At 34.9% G+C, this 18,426-nt stretch carries 16 protein-coding genes and 2 pseudogenes; 9 read left to right on the top strand and 9 right to left on the bottom strand.

The features are described 5' to 3' along the window. Window positions 1-7: 7 nt before the first annotated feature. Window positions 8-691, bottom strand: a complete 684-nt coding sequence (locus CDG55_RS06790) for an MBL fold metallo-hydrolase (protein WP_087537474.1) — start codon at window positions 689-691, stop codon at window positions 8-10. Between the two features lie 192 nt (window positions 692-883). Here CDG55_RS06790 and CDG55_RS06785 point away from each other — a divergent pair, with 192 nt between their 5' ends. Then, a complete protein-coding gene (locus tag CDG55_RS06785; RefSeq protein WP_087537475.1) occupies window positions 884-2,182 on the top strand; it encodes a sigma-54 interaction domain-containing protein in 1,299 nt (432 codons plus the stop codon). A gap of 51 nt (window positions 2,183-2,233) precedes the next feature. On the opposite strand, the gene CDG55_RS06780 is transcribed toward CDG55_RS06785, so the two are convergent. The 4 genes and pseudogenes from CDG55_RS06780 to CDG55_RS06765 form a co-directional block, all read right to left on the bottom strand. After that, the gene (locus CDG55_RS06780; RefSeq protein WP_087537476.1) at window positions 2,234-4,699 is read right to left on the bottom strand and encodes an acyl-CoA dehydrogenase; all 2,466 of its coding nucleotides are present in this window, start codon (window positions 4,697-4,699) and stop codon (window positions 2,234-2,236) included. 323 nt (window positions 4,700-5,022) lie between these two features. Next, window positions 5,023-5,459 (bottom strand): annotated as a pseudogene (locus CDG55_RS06775) (transposase); the annotation flags it as partial. Window positions 5,460-5,591: 132 nt separating this feature from the next. Beyond that, a complete protein-coding gene (locus CDG55_RS06770; RefSeq protein ID WP_087537477.1) occupies window positions 5,592-5,864 on the bottom strand; it encodes a hypothetical protein in 273 nt (90 codons plus the stop codon). 512 nt (window positions 5,865-6,376) lie between these two features. Further along, window positions 6,377-7,306, bottom strand: a pseudogene (locus CDG55_RS06765) (IS5-like element ISAba10 family transposase). Window positions 7,307-7,887: 581 nt separating this feature from the next. Here CDG55_RS06765 and CDG55_RS06760 point away from each other — a divergent pair. Further along, entirely contained in the window at window positions 7,888-9,159 is a 1,272-nt protein-coding gene (locus CDG55_RS06760; RefSeq protein WP_087537453.1) for a tyrosine-type recombinase/integrase, read from the top strand. Window positions 9,160-9,251: 92 nt separating this feature from the next. Here the strand turns inward: CDG55_RS06760 and CDG55_RS06755 are convergent, their stop codons facing one another. From CDG55_RS06755 to CDG55_RS15385, 4 genes are all read right to left on the bottom strand, one after another. Further along, window positions 9,252-12,374: an SIR2 family protein gene (locus tag CDG55_RS06755; RefSeq protein ID WP_087537451.1), complete on the bottom strand. Its 3,123-nt coding sequence runs from the start codon at window positions 12,372-12,374 to the stop codon at window positions 9,252-9,254. 177 nt (window positions 12,375-12,551) lie between these two features. Then, entirely contained in the window at window positions 12,552-13,616 is a 1,065-nt protein-coding gene (locus CDG55_RS06750; protein ID WP_087537450.1) for a macro domain-containing protein, read from the bottom strand. Then, a complete protein-coding gene (locus CDG55_RS06745) occupies window positions 13,613-14,272 on the bottom strand; it encodes a DUF4433 domain-containing protein (protein WP_087537449.1) in 660 nt (219 codons plus the stop codon). Before CDG55_RS06745 ends, CDG55_RS06750 begins: the two co-directional genes overlap by 4 nt. 134 nt (window positions 14,273-14,406) lie before the next feature. Next, complete coding sequence (locus CDG55_RS15385; protein WP_213066148.1) at window positions 14,407-15,051, bottom strand: hypothetical protein; 645 nt, start codon at window positions 15,049-15,051, stop codon at window positions 14,407-14,409. Window positions 15,052-15,810: 759 nt separating this feature from the next. Here CDG55_RS15385 and CDG55_RS06735 point away from each other — a divergent pair. The 7 genes from CDG55_RS06735 (at window position 15,811) to CDG55_RS06710 (ending at window position 18,385) form a co-directional block, all read left to right on the top strand. Beyond that, entirely contained in the window at window positions 15,811-16,068 is a 258-nt protein-coding gene (locus CDG55_RS06735; RefSeq protein ID WP_087537452.1) for a hypothetical protein, read from the top strand. A gap of 3 nt (window positions 16,069-16,071) precedes the next feature. After that, window positions 16,072-16,200 (top strand): hypothetical protein, encoded by a 129-nt coding sequence (locus CDG55_RS15575; protein ID WP_265736132.1) that lies wholly within the window; start codon window positions 16,072-16,074, stop codon window positions 16,198-16,200. Window positions 16,201-16,203: 3 nt separating this feature from the next. Then, window positions 16,204-16,428 (top strand): hypothetical protein, encoded by a 225-nt coding sequence (locus CDG55_RS06730; protein ID WP_087537448.1) that lies wholly within the window; start codon window positions 16,204-16,206, stop codon window positions 16,426-16,428. 29 nt (window positions 16,429-16,457) lie between these two features. After that, on the top strand, window positions 16,458-16,961 hold the full coding sequence (locus CDG55_RS06725; RefSeq protein ID WP_087537447.1) for a hypothetical protein: 504 nt from the start codon (window positions 16,458-16,460) through the stop codon (window positions 16,959-16,961). Between the two features lie 234 nt (window positions 16,962-17,195). Then, window positions 17,196-17,408: a hypothetical protein gene (locus CDG55_RS06720; RefSeq protein WP_087537446.1), complete on the top strand. Its 213-nt coding sequence runs from the start codon at window positions 17,196-17,198 to the stop codon at window positions 17,406-17,408. Between the two features lie 117 nt (window positions 17,409-17,525). Beyond that, entirely contained in the window at window positions 17,526-17,915 is a 390-nt protein-coding gene (locus CDG55_RS06715; protein ID WP_087537445.1) for a hypothetical protein, read from the top strand. Window positions 17,916-17,917: 2 nt separating this feature from the next. Then, window positions 17,918-18,385: a hypothetical protein gene (locus CDG55_RS06710; RefSeq protein WP_087537444.1), complete on the top strand. Its 468-nt coding sequence runs from the start codon at window positions 17,918-17,920 to the stop codon at window positions 18,383-18,385. The last annotated feature ends 41 nt before the right edge of the window (window positions 18,386-18,426 follow it).

Genomic DNA, 18,426 nt, shown 5'->3' with positions numbered 1-18,426 from the left:
TTTCCCCTTATTTCCCACACGCTTTATTGGCAGGTAGGGCTATATCAATCTTTTTAGGATATGGCAGATCAAGGTTTTTCATAATTTCTACAAAATCTTGTTTGCTACGCCCATGACCTAAACGAGAGTTCGATTCGCGTTCGTACCCTACAGTTGAAGACAAACGACCTTTATAATCATGCCCCGGGTAAACAATCGTGTCGTCGGGTAAAGTGAATATCTGTTTATGGATACTGTCGTATAAAGTTTCAGCATTTCCTTCTTGGAAATCAGTACGACCACAACCATCTATCAGTAATGCATCGCCTGTAAACACCATATTGTCAATGACATAGCTTGTGCAGGCATTCGTATGTCCAGGGGTATAACGTGCTTCTATTAAGCATTCACCAACACGAATCGCACTGCGGTCAGTGATAAAAATATCGCCGCAATCCACGCCAGAGTTGCGATGTAAAACTGTTTTACAGCCAAAACGTGCTCTGAGTAAATTTGCAGCCGTAACGTGATCTGCATGAACATGCGTATCTAAGCTGTAAACTAACTTGAGATTCAACTGATTCAACATTTGTTCATAACTTTCTATTTCAGAAGCAACTGGATCAATCAGTACCGCTTCACGTGTTTGTTCAGATGCAACCAAATAAGTATAAGTTGAACTTTCTTTTTCAAAAAATTGATGAAATATCATTTCAATTTGTCTCGATATGCTTGGTTATATTCTTATTTTGCAAACTAAGTGCCAACTTTATGCAATATAAATTATATTCAAATAAAACAATATATTAATTAATAATATTTAATTTTAAACAAAATCACCATTTCATTAATGTTTCACAATATGTTTCAATTGTTTCAAATGAAAAACATTCGATGAAACATCATGCACCAAGCGATTGATTTTGATACTCAAGCTGATTTAGAGAGCTTTTTGTTTAAATTGCAAACCCTAATGTTAGATAGTTCCTTTCTTATCTTAGATCAATCTAAGCAGCATTTTGTGTATGAATTGAACGATAAAAAAATCAATAATTCGTTATTTCAAACTTTAAAAAAAACAATACAACATCATGAGCTTGAGATCGGACAACATATGATGAGTGATGCAGCTCAATCCATCGAGCTGTTTTGCCATCGTCATCCTATTAGAATTATCGATCAGCACTTTGAGGGAACCTTATATTTATTACAATCCACTCAAGTTATACAGAAAATAAAACAAGATCAAAACATCCCAACTTTAGAGCAGATTTTTCATAGCCACTCGCCAGAAATGCAACGCATGTTTTCCATTATTCAACGTGTTGCAGTTACAGAATTCCCAGTTCTAGTTCGCGGTGAATCTGGTAGTGGAAAAGAACTGGTTGCGCAGGCTATTCATGATCATAGTCAGCGGAAAAATAACGTATTTATTGCCATTAACTGTGCAGCTTTAAATGCCAATATTCTGGAAAGCGAATTATTTGGTCATGTTAAGGGTGCTTTTACAGGGGCGATTCGAGAACATAAAGGCGTATTTGAACGTGCTGCAGGCGGAACACTTTTTTTAGATGAAATCGCTGAAATTCCATTAGAACTTCAAGCAAAATTATTAAGAGTTCTTGAGACTGGTGAATTTACACCTTTAGGTGGAGAAAAATCGATTAGAGCGAATGTCCGTATTATCACCGCTACTCATCGAGCGTTACGAGAAGAAGCTCGTCTTGGACGCTTCCGTCAAGATTTATTATATCGACTGCGTGTTATTCCAATTTTTGTTCCACCACTGCGTGATCGTAAGCAAGATATTCCATATATTGCAGATTATATTTTATCTGAACAACACAATGTTTTTGGTACATCGACTAAATTATCTAATTCAGCATTACAAACCTTAATGCAATATGATTGGCCTGGAAATGTCCGTGAATTAAAAAATACGCTCCTTTACGCACTGACCATGGCAAACGAGAAGTCTGAAATAGATGTTTGCGATTTACCCGATGAAATTATTGATAAGAAACATATTCCACCTTCAAACTCAATCATTGAAGATGAACCATTACTGATCTCGGATAAAATCAATAAAGAAACGATACGGAAAACATTAATTCAATACCAAAATGATCTTTCACTCGCAGCAAAAGCACTGGGTATGAGTCGAACCACACTTTGGCGCTATCGTAAAAAATTTAATTTATAAAAAAGAAAAAAGCGAGACTTGGATATCTCGCTTTTTTATTGACCAACTTATCTAACTTTTCAAATGAGGATTCCCAAGAGACAGGTCATTTTCTAAATGCTGATCAAATATATCAGTCAGCATACTATCGTAGCGTTTAGCATTATATTTTAAAAGCTGTTCCGCTTCATTTGCAGTAATAAAACCCACTGCAACTGCATCTGTAATATGTTCCTCAAAAGTCAGTCCTTTAAACTGATCTTTAGATTCAGCTTTTTTAAACTTATCCCAAAGCGGCTGCAAACTTAGCAACATTTGGAAGGTTGATTCCATGCGCCCCATCACATCTGTTTCATCGGTTGTGTAATAAACATGTTTTTTCAATTCCGCTCTAAAAGAATTTTCTTTAAGTAGTAATTGAGCAACTTGTTGTTTAAGTTCATCCGATGGTTTTGTGACTGGTCGACCAAATGGGAAACTGATTAATTTCACCAATGTCGCAGCAATTTTCACAGGGAAATTTTCATACAATCCAAAGAATGCTTCCTGAGCATTATAGAGAGCCTTATTTAATGCTAATTCTGCATGTTTTTGATCCGACTCAGTTCTTTGTCCATGCTCATAATAATTAAGAATCGCTGTTGCAATAAATAAATGGGCATGAATATCTGCTAAACGACCTGAAAGCATTTCCTTACGTTTTAAATCTCCAGCCAATATTCCCAATGCCATATCGGCCGTCAAAGCAAAATCAGCACTCATACGATTGATGATTGCATAATATGATTTTGAGAAATCATCAGCCGATGAAGAGCCCTCTTTACTGCCCCCTGTGAGACCAAATGCAAGCGCTTTAGCAGCACGATTAAAAGTATAAGCAAGATGTTTAAATAACAAGGTATTGAATTTTTTTAGAGCACTCGCTTTATCATCTGATTGCAATAATTGCAGTTCTTCAAATAAATACGGATGGCATCTCATGGAACCTTGACCGAAAATCATCAAAGAACGCGTAAGAATATTTGCCCCTTCTACCGTAATTGCAACAGGTATGGATTGATAAGTTAAAGCCATAAAATTACGTGGTCCTAGCTGAATCGCACGTCCACCAACGACATCCATACCATGATTAATCACTTTTCTCATAGTTTCAGTCGCATAGTATTTTGCCATAGCTGTCATGACGGCTGGAGTCCCACCCTGATTCAAACCACAAGTCACCATGTATCTAAATGACTCAAGCATATAGGCATCACTGGCAATATCACTGGTTGCCTCTTGCACACCTTCAAAATGCCCAACTGACACTTTAAACTGTTGTCGAACGCTAGCAAATGCACCCACTAAAAGGTAACTCATCTCACCCGCAGCAGTCGCCAATGCTGGTAAAGAAATACCACGACCAACGCCTAGACATTCCATCAACATGCGCCAACCTTTACCGGCATTTTGTTGACCGCCAATAATCCAGTCGATTGGAATGAAAATGTCTGTTCCTTCCACAGTTCCATTCATAAATGGCGCACCAGGATTATGGCGTGCACCTATTTTTATCCCTTCATGACTTGCAGGTATTAATGCACAGGTAATGCCATATTCGCTTTTACTTTTATCACCCAATAGACCATCTGGATCGTACAACTTAAACGCCAAACCAATTACCGTTGCAATCGGTGCAAGCGTAATCCATCGTTTAGAAAAATTCATTTTTAGACCAAGAACTTCTTGTCCTTGATAAGACCCATAACAGACTATACCTGTATCAGGAATCGCTCCCGCATCAGAACCAGCTTCTGGACTGGTTAAGCCAAAGCAAGGAATTTCTGTACCATTTGCTAAGCCGGGTAAATAACGTTGCTTCTGTGCAGTTGTACCGTAATGTAGCAATAGTTCACCGGGACCAAGCGAGTTGGGCACCATACAACTTACTGCCGCAGTCAATGAACGTGATGCTATCTTGCTCATAATGCGGCTTTGAGCAAATGCTGAAAATTGTTTTCCCCCAAATGATTTTGGAATGATGAGTCCTAAAAAACCTTTATCTTTAATAAACTGCCAAACTTCAGGAGGTAAATTTTTATCTTTGTGGTGAATTTTCCATTCATCAAGCATGGAGCAAAGTTGTTGAACTTCATTGTCTATAAAAGATTGTTCTTCTACAGAAAGTTTTGGATATGGATATTGATCGAACTTTTCCCAATCAGGTGCTCCCATAAATAATTCTTTTTCCCACCAACTTGTACCTGCTTCCAAAGCCTCTCTTTCTGTAATACTCATGCTAGGCATTGCTTTGGAAAGAATATTAAATGCAGGTTTAGCAATTAACGCTTCACGTAATGGTGCAACAAGTAAAATAATACTCATTAAAATGATGGGAATACCAACCACTAAACTCCAAGGTGTAATAAAAATCGCGCATAGAATCGCAGTAGCGATAGCCAAAATACTACCAATTGTTCGATTGAGTTCGAAATAAAATGCAGCCCACAACACAAAAAACTGAATCAACAAGCTAAGCAATATCAATACAAGAGTCATAATTACTCCTTTGCCTTCAACTTGAACTGAGAAAGATGATTTATTTGAATTACTTCATGTTTAAACTTAGATGGAAATAGGTGAAAAAAGCGTGAATTTTTATTCTACAGATTGGATTGATTTTTTAAATTCGCTACCCAACATTACACAACCGCATCAAGATAAAACCTCTTGCGAAATTCGTTATTGCAAGTTTATCTGGTTTACTAGTGCAGCGAGGCTTTGTTGCCAAAAGTTTGAAAGAGAATGCTACCCTAATTGAGCTAAATTCAAGTGATAACTTGGATATGAAATCTATCTAATTATTTGAATTTATTAAAAATTTATACATATGCATGAATCTCATTCATCTGACTAGGAAAACTCCTTGCTGTGAATTTATCACCTAATAATTTGATCCAATGCATTTTGGTTTCCACTAAACTTCGATGATGATAACCCAACCATTTTTCCCAAATTGACCTATCTAGCCTTTTGACTGTTTTTAATAATTCATTCCTCTCCAAATATATCAATTTCTTATCTTTCCAAAGCTTTGCATGCTTCCTAGGTGGAATGACTGCATGTGCATCTCGATCTAAAAAGATTTGTCTGTAGTGCTTTGTGTCATCAGCACCATCTGTATAGACTAAATCAATTCGTTCATCCAACGGAATTTGATCAAGCAAATCACCAAGCACCTGTGAATCACTCACATCGTTTGTTGTGAGCTGAACTACTCGTATTTGATATGAAGTTTGCGCCATTGGCGACGATATTCAGTATCAAAATTATAAAATTGATTCTATTTTCGATAAAATAGTTTTATATAAAAAGACCACGTCAAGGGGATGACGTGGCGAAAAACTAAAATATATAACTCACTATACACAGCATATAATCAAGCTATGTATTAACTTTTCGCAATGTTATCGAGTAGTTCTGGTTCCAACATAAAGAAATCTCGTCCAAAATTTTCCAATGGAATATCAGAAAGGTTAATTTGGTATTCAATATCACCGTTAAAAAAACTTTGAGATTTTTGTATCGAACGTTCCCAACCGAATTCCTTACCACATTGCTTGAGCAAATATTGATAAACCTTTGCATCATTGACTCTTAACAAGAATGCATCATCAGCTAACTGATGTATCGAGACATTTTCGGAATATTGCACATCAATCATGATCTACCTCCTAGAATGAATGATCAAGTGGATATTAGTTATCATTATAGATAATTGCTTATTATTCAACCATTTTTTAATATTTATTTTTAGTTATTAAATATTTAAGTCATATTTTTGAAATAAACAACAAGAGTTGAAGCGATGTGGCGAAAATTGTCACTAATGCTAGCTTTCTTCTCTGTCAAATTACTAGCGATAAAGAGTAGGTCTTTGGCTGCATAACATCAAAAAGTGCAAATTCTCATAATAATACGTCCCATTAAAACCAATGATGTTCTAAAAAATTATTATTTATACATGCCTAAATACATAAAACAGCATTGATTCGATCTTGATCTGTGATTAATTTTAATCCATTCATTACCTAAAATTTTCTCCATAACAACTTCTATATTTTCTGATGGGTAAACTATTTTCCAAATTAAGTTAGTAGACACTAAAAAGATTCAGTTCAAATGGCTTTGTTGCACAAATAGACGAAAGGTAGAGTTGTTCTAATCTTCAGATATTTATGCAACAGCCACCGTTTTAGCTGTACCAAGTTGAGTAAATTTATTCAAAATATCGACTCTTATTTGCAAGTCAACCACCTGACGATTAAAGCATCGACTAGATACACCTTGTCCAAGTCGTTTCAAGGCAAACATTTTAGTCTCTATTCGGGATCGTCGATGATAACCAATATCTCGTTTCCACTGCTTTTGACCCTTGTCCCAACAGCCTTGTACTGCATGATTCCTTGCTTTACCAATTTCATTTTCTGCCCATAAAGCAGCATTGGAACGAGGAGGGATAATTACATTTGCTTGCCGTTTCAAAATCGCATCATAACAATTCACTGTGTCATAAGCACCATCAGCCCTGACAGATGCAATGGGTTCATCAATTTGATCTAAAAGAGGTTGGAGCATTTCAGCATCACCATATTGGCAGGTCGTGACTTCAACCGCTTGTATTTCTCCACTGTTTGCATCTGTCGCAAGATGTAATTTCAGCCATTGACGATGTTGGTTTACGCCATGTTTTTTACGCACCCATTCCCCATCACCTGTAACTTTGATCCCTGTGCTATCAACTAAAATATGCAAGTCTTCCTGTGGATTTTTTGCTGATTTATGTAGAAGTGGCTGGAGCTTATCTGCTCGCCGACTCAATGTTGAGAAGTCTGGAACATTCCAGTCGAGGTGAGCCATTTGAAAAAGGCTTTGAATGAAACCTTGTGTTTGGCGTAAAGCCAGTTGGAACAGGTTTCGTATCGTCAGGGCAAATTGAATTGCTATATCAGTGTAGGTAGGTTGACGTCCTTTTTTTCCAGTAGGTGTTGCAGACCATTGCATTTGGGGATCAAACCAAATGGTGAAAGCACCCCGTTGACGTAAAGCCTGATTGTACTCAGACCAGTTCGTTGTTTTTTATCGGCTTTTTGATTCTGTATTCATCTAACATGTATGGGGATAAAATTTATTTATGCAACAAAGCCAGTTCAAATTATTCAACGGTAAATGAATAACATCTTAATTGTTTAGAATTGTCTTCTATAGAAAACAATCATTATAACCTCAGACAACTGACAGTATTTTTTTAAATGTGTGCCCTATCTTTTGAATAATTACTACTGAATTTAGGCAGATCAAACCGTCATTCACATCTATTCTACTTTGAAAGAGTCAGTTAAGTTGTTCGAAGTATAGGCTCGTATATTGTTAGCATTTCAAACTGACGATTAGCTAATTCTCAATTGCTCCTTACAAGTTTTATCCCATGTAATTCAATCCAATATTGGATGTGGGGTAGGTTTAGGGGTAAAACCAGAGCTAAGAAAAAAGCCCTTGTAAAAACAAGGGCTTTTTTCGATATTTGGCGGAAGCGGTGTCCGTCTAACAAGCATCCTATACCGTCCAACCCAATATTTTAATTTTATTATTATCAATAATTTATAAAAATACTTGTCTGATACTATTTGATGTAGTAGAGTCAAATCCATAACTTTATGTGGGTTTTAATGTGGGACAAACCACCTATGCCAAAGAAAGCAAAAGAGCTATCCGCTCTTAGTGTAGCAAAGATTAAGGAAAATGGTAGACATGCTGTCGGTGGTGTTGATGGCTTACATTTGCGTATTGTTGATGGCTCTCGTGCGTGGGTACTCCGAGTTGCTGTTGGTAAAAAAGTTGATGATCACGGCAAAGTTAAAATTCATCGTAGAGATATTGGGCTTGGGTCTTTTCCAGAAGTTTCATTATCAGAAGCACGAGAAAAAGCTCGTGAATTAAAGAAAAAAATTCGAGATGGAATCGATCCACTGCAAGAAAAACAGGAACGTCTTAATGCTTTAAAAATACAGAAACATCGTGCCAAAACATTCCGTGAATGTGCAGAAGTCGTTATTGCCAAGAAAACACTTGAACTTAAAAATCAGAAGCATATCGGGCAATGGTCATCAACACTGGAAACTTATATCTATCCCACTCTAGGGGACTTAATTGTTGGAACAATTACCAAAGTCGATATTGCAGCCGTTCTTGAACCAATCTGGATTGAAAAAAATGAAACCGCCAAACGTATTCGTGGTCGGATAGAAACTATTTTGGATTATGCTAAGGCTATGGGATATTTTGTGGGTGACAATCCTGCTGAATGGAAAGGTAACCTTGAGCCTATACTGGGTAATTTAAAACAGGAATCACGCCCTCACCCATCTTTACCTTATGAACAGGTTGCTGGGTTTATCCAGCACTTGAGACAGAAAAAAGGGATTTCGCCTAAAGCTTTGGAATTTGCAATTTTAACTGCTTGTCGTTCTGGCGAAATTTTCGGAGCTAAATGGCAGGAAATTGATTTTAATAATAAGGTTTGGATCATTCCTAAAGAACGAATGAAAGCTGAAAAAGAACATCGTGTTCCCCTGTCTCAAGAAGCCATCACTTTGCTTGAATCAATCCAAGATCACACTCAAGCACAAGATTTCATTTTCCCTGCCCCTCGTAGTAGTGAAATGCTTTCTGATATGTCACTCACCACACTGATTAGACGGTTACATGAACAAAAATTTAAAGAGAATGGTATAGGCTATATTGACCCGAAACAAAATCGTATCATTACCACACATGGCTTTCGATCTACATTTCGTGACTGGTCTGCCGATAAAACGGATTATCCACGTGAAGTCTGTGAGCATGTTCTAGCCCACAAACTTCCTGATGAAGTGGAAGCTGCTTATTTACGTGGGGCTTATCTGGAAAAAAGGAAAAGTTTGATGGCAGATTGGGCTAGGTTTTGTTTCAAAAACTAGAACTATTACAAAAAACCCACCATTACTTTAAAACTGTTTAGGTAATACATGAGTTGAGCTTGTCTTAATTCAATTTTCACAAAAAATCTAAGCTAGATTATCCATAAACTATGGATAGCAACACCTTTATAGTTAAACCCAACTGTAAATTTCACTGAAATATTATTTTTTAAACTCTGCCAATCCTCATAACTAGACATAGAAGTCACATGCGCATAAATATTATCTGGAAAATCCAAACAATTGATAAATGCAAAGGAATCATGTAACCTTTCTATTTTCCCATAAAAAATTTTAGGAGTATTATGGCTATCTAATATTCTATCTCTCACTTTATTCTTCGAGCTAGGAAGCAAATTATATTTTGCTAAGCTATTAAATATTCTTAATGATTTAGTTTTATCTCCATGTAGAAACTCAAACCTTGCATCTTTAAACTGTGCTTCGATATTTGAATCGCCAAATGTATAACTTCTTTTTAAAGCTCTACTAATTTCCTCCCTATAACTTAATTCATTAATATCTATCAACATTTTTGCAAGTTCAAAATGGGCTTCTTTACTTGTTGGATGAGCTAATATAGTAGTCCTAACAATTTTCAGCCCCTCTTCCCTTTGATCTTGTTGATAAAAATAATGACGAGCAAGGCGTAATGAAATAAAAAGATTAGTTTTATTAGTTTTATAAGCTTTCTCTAGTATAGAAAGAGCTCGGGGCATATCTTGCATAAACTTTGAAAACTCTGCCTCATTATTTAGCATATCTGCATCATCAGGAAATAATTCACGAGCAGATTTAAAATTTAACTCAATATCTTTTGTTAAACTATCCAAAACTCTCAACTTACTTTGATCTTCTATATCTACTGTTTCCACGAAATCTTTTAATTCTTCTAAAAGTAATTTAGCCTTTAAACTATGTGCCATAGAATCTTTTGGTCGTTTAGTTATAGCTTGACTTAACAGAGCTATTGCTTTATCTCTTAATGCGGTCTTTTCAGCGAGTTCTGTTTCTAAATGAGCTAAACGTCTATAAACATTAGCCTTAGTATGTTGTATTGATTTTAATACATGTTTTGGAGCACAGCTCTCAGACTCTTCAATTAGTTTTAGAGCATAATTAATATCTCCACCTTGATGATGTAATTCATAAACAGCTTGCTGATGTAATAAAAAATGTCTAGGTACTTTTGCTTCTTCTGCCGCTTTAAATATATTTACTGCAAGTTTTTTATCTGCAAAACTATCAGCTAGTAGTCTACCTTTGATTAAATATTCTATAGCCTGTCTATCAGTATCATAACCACTATTTAAATAACGAATAATCTTAACTAACTGATATGATTTTTCATCAGGAGATTCAAAAGCATTATTAAAAACTATTTCAGCAATCCTATCATGTCGACTTACATATACATAATCCCCATATTTACGATCTATAAAAGATCTAACTACTAATTCTAAAGGTTTATAAAAGCTTTCTTTAAAATCATAGAAAGTAATACCACTTATTCTTGATAGTAACCCAGCTCTAATTTTAATTCTAAATCTATTAAGTGTACAAATATCTAAATATAAATCTTTAGCCTGTCTAGGGCTAATATTATTATATTCATCAATAATTATTTGCTCAAAACTCTTACCTTCCGTTACTTCATGCAAAGCAACTAAAAGTTGATTTCTAAGCTTACTTTTTAAATAATGTATTCTCTCAGCAGGTTCAATCTCTTTAAGTACACCCAAAAGATTATTTTTAGTCAATTTATCTAACAAACCATTAACTTCATTATCATCCATATCTAATACATCGTATTGAGATGAAACTAAAGGTTCTAAATTATTGCCAGCTATATTCCACTCATTGACTCTTGTTGTAGTTAGAATTTTAAGATTAAGATCCAAGTTTAATATTGTTTTATATAGATCAATTATCTCATCTTTATGATCTAGTATATCATCAATAACTATCACTATCTGCTCATTAATTAACTTTGCCAACTCTATGATTTCATCAATTTCAATGATCCCTCCCTCATCCAAATAAAAAACATTCCCATTACGTTTGAGACAAGCATTCCATGAAAATTGTTTCAATATTATAGTTTTCCCACTTCCAGCATAACCACTTAGTAAATATATGCCATTTTTTTTACCGTCATTAAATATATCTTCAAGTAGAATATCTGTAATATTTCTATAAACATCATAGCTACTCTTAATCCAAGAAAACCCTTCAGAATATCCTTTATAAAATCTTTCAGCAGATATTGTGTCACTAAAATTAATATCTTGATTAATATGAATTAATTTTTCTTTTAGATACTCAACCAAAGCTATGGATGGACGTTCATGTGATGGAATCAATTTTGTAATAGAAGAATTCCCCTCAGAAAATGCAGATGATAAAGTTAATACTTTATTTGGAATACTCTCTATTAATGATGTCATAAATCCCTCTAAATCGGTTTTATGACATTCAAACCTCCTATTACTCCAATATTGAATTTCTACATCTTCTATAAATGGATCAATAAAGATATACATTGGACGATTAATATTATTATCTTCAACATCCATTATTAAATCTCGAATATTCTCATCAGCAATACTATATCCACAAAATATAATTGGATAGTTTACGGCCCATTCTTTTAATTGGTTAAATAAACTATCTCTATTATCTCTAAATTTATAATAATTCTCACCTGATAAGATAAGTGGTAAATGAGGGTCATTTAATCGAGTAACACACCCATGTATTTTTAAATATGGTAAATTTTGAGGATCACTTACTATTTTTTGAATACTATCTGAATTTGAAATAACTCGTTTTAATTTCTGTTGTGTTTCACTAGATCTTTCATATGTTTTTTCTACAACTCTATCATAATTTGTCGTAATAATTGCTTTCCATCTAAATTTTGTAATTAACTCATGAGCTTTAGTAGGTTCTAACTCATCTACTAAATTAAAAATAAAATCATGAACATTACTTGTACCAGCTTGATTAAAAGCTAAAGATGAAACATGACTTAAACTCTTTGATTTACTAGCACCACCTAAAAATTGATCAGAAAGAGCATCTCTAAGTTGATTCCCAGATAACCCTTTTTTAATTCCATCTTTTGAGAAAGACGGTATAGAAGCACCTGCTCCCAAAAATAGAATAGCATTACCATGCAATATTTCAGATTTTATAAAGCTACTAATTTTCATAATTTCCCTAATTTAATTAATGACTAACAGCTATCTAGTACAAAGATAATTTAGTACACAAAAAAACTGAAGCTTTCTTAACTCTCTAAAAATTTTATGCACTGAATGTTGAAAATGTGTATAAGCTTGTGCCCACCTCACTTTTTCTATACGCAAATTCAATGAGAAGTATCCAAACTAAATAGACTTCTGTAACTTATCCAAAGCATACTCAATATGTTCATCTTTAAATAAAGATAACTTCCGATCTGCCCAGCGTTTACCAGCAGACCAATTTGCTAACCCATCTTTAATAGATTCAACCGTTGGCTGACATCCATCTTTATAGATCAGCCAATCTACTGTAGAAAGCAATTCCATTCCAAAAGGTGATTCAAACCCCTCAATTAAAGCAGCCGCTTCTTCCAGAGCAGGCACAAAATCTTTTGCCTCACTGTTCAAATAGCTTTGTACTTTGCCTTGTTCCTGTTGATTAAACCAAATCACATCCAATGGTTCACAATCAGGGATTCTTTTGTCAGACTTTAAATAGCTGCCATCTAGTGCATTAAGCAGATGTGTCAGATTGTGGGCGTAAGGACCATAATAGTTTGCCTGAAAATCCAATCTTAACTCATTGGATAAATTATGTTTTTCGATAACTCTTTGTAGAAACCATGCTAACTTTTGGATTTCAAGGATACTACATTCCATACCCAGTACCCCATACCTACGAATCAGTTCTGCAATCAAAGCCCGAGCTGGTGTAAGTTTTTGCACACCAATATTTTTTGCAATATTCTGATATTTTTCAGTCGGTTCAAAAATTAGAACATCCACATCCAGTAAATCTGACAATGCAGATTCTATTTTTGGCTTTACATCTTGCCAGTCTAACCCACCATTACCAGCACCCAATGGCGGAATCGCAATAGATGAAATATTTTTTTCTATAATAAATTGTTTTAAATCTTTCAGCCCATCTTCAACCCATTCAATTTGTGATTTGGCTTTCCAGTGTTGTTTAGTCGGAAAATTAACGATCCAGCGAGGTGCTAAAAATTCATTGGTTTCTGTAACAAACATTTTTCCTGTTTGAACACGCCCCTCTTTACATGCTTGACGATAGGCAGCCATATTGTCAGGGAATCGTTCTTTAAACATCAAAGCAATGCCTTTCCCCATGACCCCTACTGTATTTACAGTATTGACCAATGCTTCTACTGGGGCATCCAGTAAGTTTCCAGTCGTATAACGAATCATTTAAAATATACTCCTGACCTTACATAAACAGGCATTTCAATATTTGCTTGCTGCAATTGTTGCTCTAGCAAAGATTTAATTTTCTCATTGTAACATATCATACCGAGCAGGGCTTCAATCGGACAATGTTGATGTACAAGTGCCTCTGCCTGATAACGTTCAAACTTTGCGGGATCATCCACATCCCGACTGAAATCTTTTTTCTGTAAAATCTGCCAATCAATCTTATCTAAATCAGCTAAATCCGTATAGAAATTTGACCATTGATAATAGGCATGACCATCTGTGAATACAAACGGCATATTCAATTCCTGTAAACGATGCAGACTTGATACGAGAATGACAATCTCATCATTAGAACGCTGTCGGACACCACCTCGCCCTGTTGTGATGTTCAAAAGCATGGGAGAAAATGGCGTAAAATAAAAAGGTACATAATCATTCAGGTATCCACCCTGTCCAACTGGTACAGGATGATTTGCTCTTTTATCAATTAATTCGGTATTACCAATATGTACCCAATTTGGGGAAGCCGTAAGGCTATTGCCACAGTGCAAGCCATGTTCCAAAACCCAAGCAATATTATCCAGATGTACAATTCTCCAGATCAATGCTTTTTGTGGATTGAGAGATTCGCTATACTCACGTTCTGTCATATTGGTATAAAATTTAAATATCTTAGTAACTTATCATAAACTCAAAACGAAAATTTCCCTAAAACTTCTTCATAAAACGTACAATCTACCCACATCTACCCACATCACCTGTAAGTACTTATATAAAAAGAATTTTAGGTATTTCTATTACGTTCAGCCTCTTGTAATTTACTTATAAAGTCATCTGCGTGTTGTAGACTGTTTGCTTGTAATAAAGATCCTAGAGCGATACCAAATACTACAACAACAAAAAATATCGTGAATATTATAAATATAAATGGAGTACCTTTACTAGATAAAAAATTATTAAACCATGATGAGAATAAAAAAGGGGCAAGACCTATAAATGCAAAAACAAAGTAAAATACATTATATAATATTACTTGTGTCTTTACAGCTCTATTCTTGGGGGTATTTAAAACAAAATTATTAACATCTGTTTCTTTATTAAGAGAATCATATTTTATAAATTCTCTACCCCGACGATAATGATTTAATATTTCATCAAAATTAATTAAATATTGCTCATCTAGTTTAATAAGATACTGAACAAATCTGAAATTAACAAAATCCTGTCTAACAAGTTCTTGTGCAGCACGATCAAGTACAAGTTTTCTTTCATCTGTGCTGGTATAGAAATCTTTAAAAAACCGAACTGTCGAATCAAGACGAGCAGTAAAGTCTTTACCTCTTAAAGAAAGAATTTCTTCACGCTTAAAAAAAACCCCAAAAACCCCCACAATAGAACCAATAATTGCAATGACGTGTGTTATTTCCATATTTATTTTACTCCCATGAAATCATTTTAAGATATCATTAATATCTTATATGAAAACTTATGCGATGTGTTATGTATATAGTTTTTAGAATTATCAATAGATCTTGATTCTCAGCCCCTACTCTAACTTCAATATTTACTTTTCTTAGCTGATAGTCTTGTTTAGATATTAAAATTATCTGGAATAATATTTTCAATTTAGTTCAAGTAAATCCTATTACTTAAAACCTAAGTGTATCTTTCTCATTAACACTTCTTCAATGCTTGGCATGTTTACTGATTGATTTATTTATCTAAAAAAACTATCATTCCCTTGCTGACCCTCATGGTCAGTCGGTTTTGACAGACCGTTACAAAAGGCCGCACAACAACGCAATTATGGTTTTGTGCGTTCTCCTAAGTCACACCTTTATGGTGAGGCTAGGAGGGGCACGCTTGCGTGCGCTGATTTCCTTTTGTATCAGTCTGTCAACCCTTCTAGTCTTGCCACCATTATTTGACAGTAATTTGGTAAGGCTCTTTTTAAAATACAAAAGGAGTAGTCACCATGACTCAATTTCTATCATACCCGCTCTTTCCCCCAAAACATTTCATTTCGATTTAGCCATTTCCATCGACTTAATTGTTGAACTATTCAGCCTGAATATTTTTAGGATACCTCAGTGTATCAAAGGTTGCTTTTGCCTGTTTTTCTATGGCTTAGCTCACGCTGAATATAACAACAATAATGATTTCAAAAAATTAAATGACGGGGGTCATCATGAAAACTTATTTAACAATCCTATCTATCCTATTCCTTACTGGGGCGGTATCAGGCTGTGCCAGCAAATCTGAACGTGAGTTCGTTAAGGGCTGCAAAATGGGTGGTGCTGATAGCTCTACCTGTGAATGTGTCTATGAAAAAATTGAAAAACAATATGGCGCAGATCGACTGGAGGAAAAATTTTACATCATTAGTCAAACAGCCGAATTTCAGGATGAAATTGTACGGTATGGCATGCAATGTATGCAGGAGTAAGCCATGCGAGCAATTGCAGGAATCATCGTTGTCATCATTGCTATTGCGTTTCTGGGCTTACCCTTTATTGGATTCATGATTTTGCTTGGGCTGTTCATGTTACTGGTGAACTTTGCAACTGGGGGAAAATAAACAATGAAAGAAAACATTAAGGCATGGGTAATCGGTGGCTATTTTATTATTGGATTCTTTTTTACGGTTTACCAGAACTTCTGGGGTCAATACAGCTACAAATCATTCGCTTATCACATTGGTCGGGGGATCGTCTGGCCTGCGGTCATGTTCCCATCTGTAGGCAAGTTTATTGGTGGCGTTCTAATCCTCATCATTATTGGCACACTGGTATTGCGTTCCAAATAATTCAACCATTTATATTCAAGGAAAGACTCATGAAAAAACTCATTATCGCTGCGTTACTCACCACTTCCACAAGCTCTGCCTTTGCCATTGACCACATGCTCATCAATGGTAAAAAAGTTACGATGGAAGATACACGTAGCACTTTAACCCAAAAGCTGGGTAAACCCTCTTCCAATGGCAAGGGATATAATGAATGGAAACTTGGCAGTACCCAAGTTTATGCAGCTTATAACCAGTATGGTTTGCAAAAACTGAGTGCCATGACCACAGGTAATACATCAAGTTTGGTTGCTGTCGTTAATGACAAAAGCATTCAACTCAAAAAAGACACCTTTAATAATGTGAAAGCAAAGCTTAAACGTGGCTGTACTGATATTCAGGAACTGCGCTATGCAGACCAATATACTTTCTCGACTCGGATTGGAGCAGAGGGTGAATATAACGCCATCTTTGAAGCCGAGGGTAAAACCGATCCTGTCTACAGTATTACATTCACCTATGAAGATGGCGAATACAATCAGGGCTGTAACTAACTACTGATAAAGAGTAACCAGATATTTCCTATCTGATCATCATTAAGGTAAGCAGAATCAATCACCTGTCATGATCAATAGGAAATAATACCTATAACAATTATCATCAGAACAACCATGCGCCACCATAAAAAAGCTCCTGACAGCATTAATAGGATAATACATGAAGCCTTACCCTCTATAGGTTCTGTCCGCAGTGATGTTGGCAGGATGTAATGAGGTCAATTATGCAAAATGGGCTATCAGATTAAAGGCTGTTTTGCTGATACCACAATAAGATTTAATGATATTCAACTTAAATTTACCATTGCCGAAACCAGACTGGTTCGTCAGAGTCTTATTAGCAACAAACAACAGGCAATGACTGAAATTAGTGAAAATATCAAAATTGATTACAAAGTGACCTATACCTCTCAACAGGGATTTGATAAAAATACAATCAATTGAAATGACTAGCTATCTTCAACTGTCTCACTCAAGCTATATTATTAATTTTAAATTACTTATAGCTGTAACTAGGCTACTCTATGAGATATAATTTCTCATTTGCTTGGAGATAAAAAGTTGTCTTCTTTTTTAAGTTTAATAGAATTTACGCCCAATGAGCAAAATAAGATCAATGAGCAAAATAGCAAAACTTTATTACGTGCAGATATCAATCAAACTTTACTAGATGATTTAAAGAATACGTTTAATTTAATCTCTACTTTGATCCCTGAAAGTGATGATGATGATTGTGAAACAGAGTTTAATTTTTTAGAAGGTGATTTAAAAAAAATAAAAAAATTCCTTAAAGGAAGAATTTTAGAATTATTGGATATAGATAAACAAAGTTTATCAACCAATTATGAAAAAATAATGTCAGATTTACATATTTTGTTAAATATTAAGGAATTAATTGAATTAAAAGAACTATATAACAATGAATTAGTTAAAATTAAAGTGAGCATGTAAATATGTCAAAAGGAAAAAAGGGGGAAATGCGCTTTACAATAACTGTTGCTGAAATAGCTTTAAAAGAGAGGCGTTTAGATTTTACAAGATTTACGACTACCAATACTGCTGATGGAGGAGGAGATTTATATCTATATGCTCCTTCAAATTTAGGTGAAAAATTTGAAGATGTACGAGATAATGGTACATCTAATATTTGCTGTTCATCTTCGATGATTGAAATAAGAGTGGATGTAAAAAATAAAAAAGCAGATAAAGATGATGCAGAAAAATTCCTTGATGATATTAAAAAAAATCCTAAGTCTGGCGAACATTGGTTAGTTTATAAAACTATCTCTAAACCAGCGGGAGATGTGATTTTAGAAGCTCAAGAAAGTAGTAAAAAACCTATCCGTACTTTCTCATTTGAAGATCTAAAAAAAATAAGTCAATCTTATGCTTCATTACCTGAATATGATGAAGATGAGTAAAGTAAAACCATTAAAAATAATGGGCATTAAATGAAACATAG

Source organism: Acinetobacter sp. WCHA45 (assembly GCF_002165255.2).
GTDB lineage: Bacteria > Pseudomonadota > Gammaproteobacteria > Pseudomonadales > Moraxellaceae > Acinetobacter.
Note: the sequence above shows the minus strand (reverse complement) of the source record. Positions and strands in the feature narration are given on the sequence as shown.

What these genes read in the sequence shown, in the direction of transcription:
- CDG55_RS06790 (WP_087537474.1), bottom strand. Translation starts at nt 691, where the DNA reads ATGATATTTCATCAATTTTTTGAAAAAGAAAGTTCAACTTATACTTAT.
- CDG55_RS06785 (WP_087537475.1), top strand. Translation starts at nt 884, where the DNA reads ATGCACCAAGCGATTGATTTTGATACTCAAGCTGATTTAGAGAGCTTT.
- CDG55_RS06780 (WP_087537476.1), bottom strand. Translation starts at nt 4,699, where the DNA reads ATGACTCTTGTATTGATATTGCTTAGCTTGTTGATTCAGTTTTTTGTG.
- CDG55_RS06770 (WP_087537477.1), bottom strand. Translation starts at nt 5,864, where the DNA reads ATGATTGATGTGCAATATTCCGAAAATGTCTCGATACATCAGTTAGCT.
- CDG55_RS06760 (WP_087537453.1), top strand. Translation starts at nt 7,888, where the DNA reads ATGCCAAAGAAAGCAAAAGAGCTATCCGCTCTTAGTGTAGCAAAGATT.
- CDG55_RS06755 (WP_087537451.1), bottom strand. Translation starts at nt 12,374, where the DNA reads ATGAAAATTAGTAGCTTTATAAAATCTGAAATATTGCATGGTAATGCT.
- CDG55_RS06750 (WP_087537450.1), bottom strand. Translation starts at nt 13,616, where the DNA reads ATGATTCGTTATACGACTGGAAACTTACTGGATGCCCCAGTAGAAGCA.
- CDG55_RS06745 (WP_087537449.1), bottom strand. Translation starts at nt 14,272, where the DNA reads ATGACAGAACGTGAGTATAGCGAATCTCTCAATCCACAAAAAGCATTG.
- CDG55_RS15385 (WP_213066148.1), bottom strand. Translation starts at nt 15,051, where the DNA reads ATGGAAATAACACACGTCATTGCAATTATTGGTTCTATTGTGGGGGTT.
- CDG55_RS06735 (WP_087537452.1), top strand. Translation starts at nt 15,811, where the DNA reads ATGAAAACTTATTTAACAATCCTATCTATCCTATTCCTTACTGGGGCG.
- CDG55_RS15575 (WP_265736132.1), top strand. Translation starts at nt 16,072, where the DNA reads ATGCGAGCAATTGCAGGAATCATCGTTGTCATCATTGCTATTGCGTTT.
- CDG55_RS06730 (WP_087537448.1), top strand. Translation starts at nt 16,204, where the DNA reads ATGAAAGAAAACATTAAGGCATGGGTAATCGGTGGCTATTTTATTATT.
- CDG55_RS06725 (WP_087537447.1), top strand. Translation starts at nt 16,458, where the DNA reads ATGAAAAAACTCATTATCGCTGCGTTACTCACCACTTCCACAAGCTCT.
- CDG55_RS06720 (WP_087537446.1), top strand. Translation starts at nt 17,196, where the DNA reads ATGGGCTATCAGATTAAAGGCTGTTTTGCTGATACCACAATAAGATTT.
- CDG55_RS06710 (WP_087537444.1), top strand. Translation starts at nt 17,918, where the DNA reads ATGTCAAAAGGAAAAAAGGGGGAAATGCGCTTTACAATAACTGTTGCT.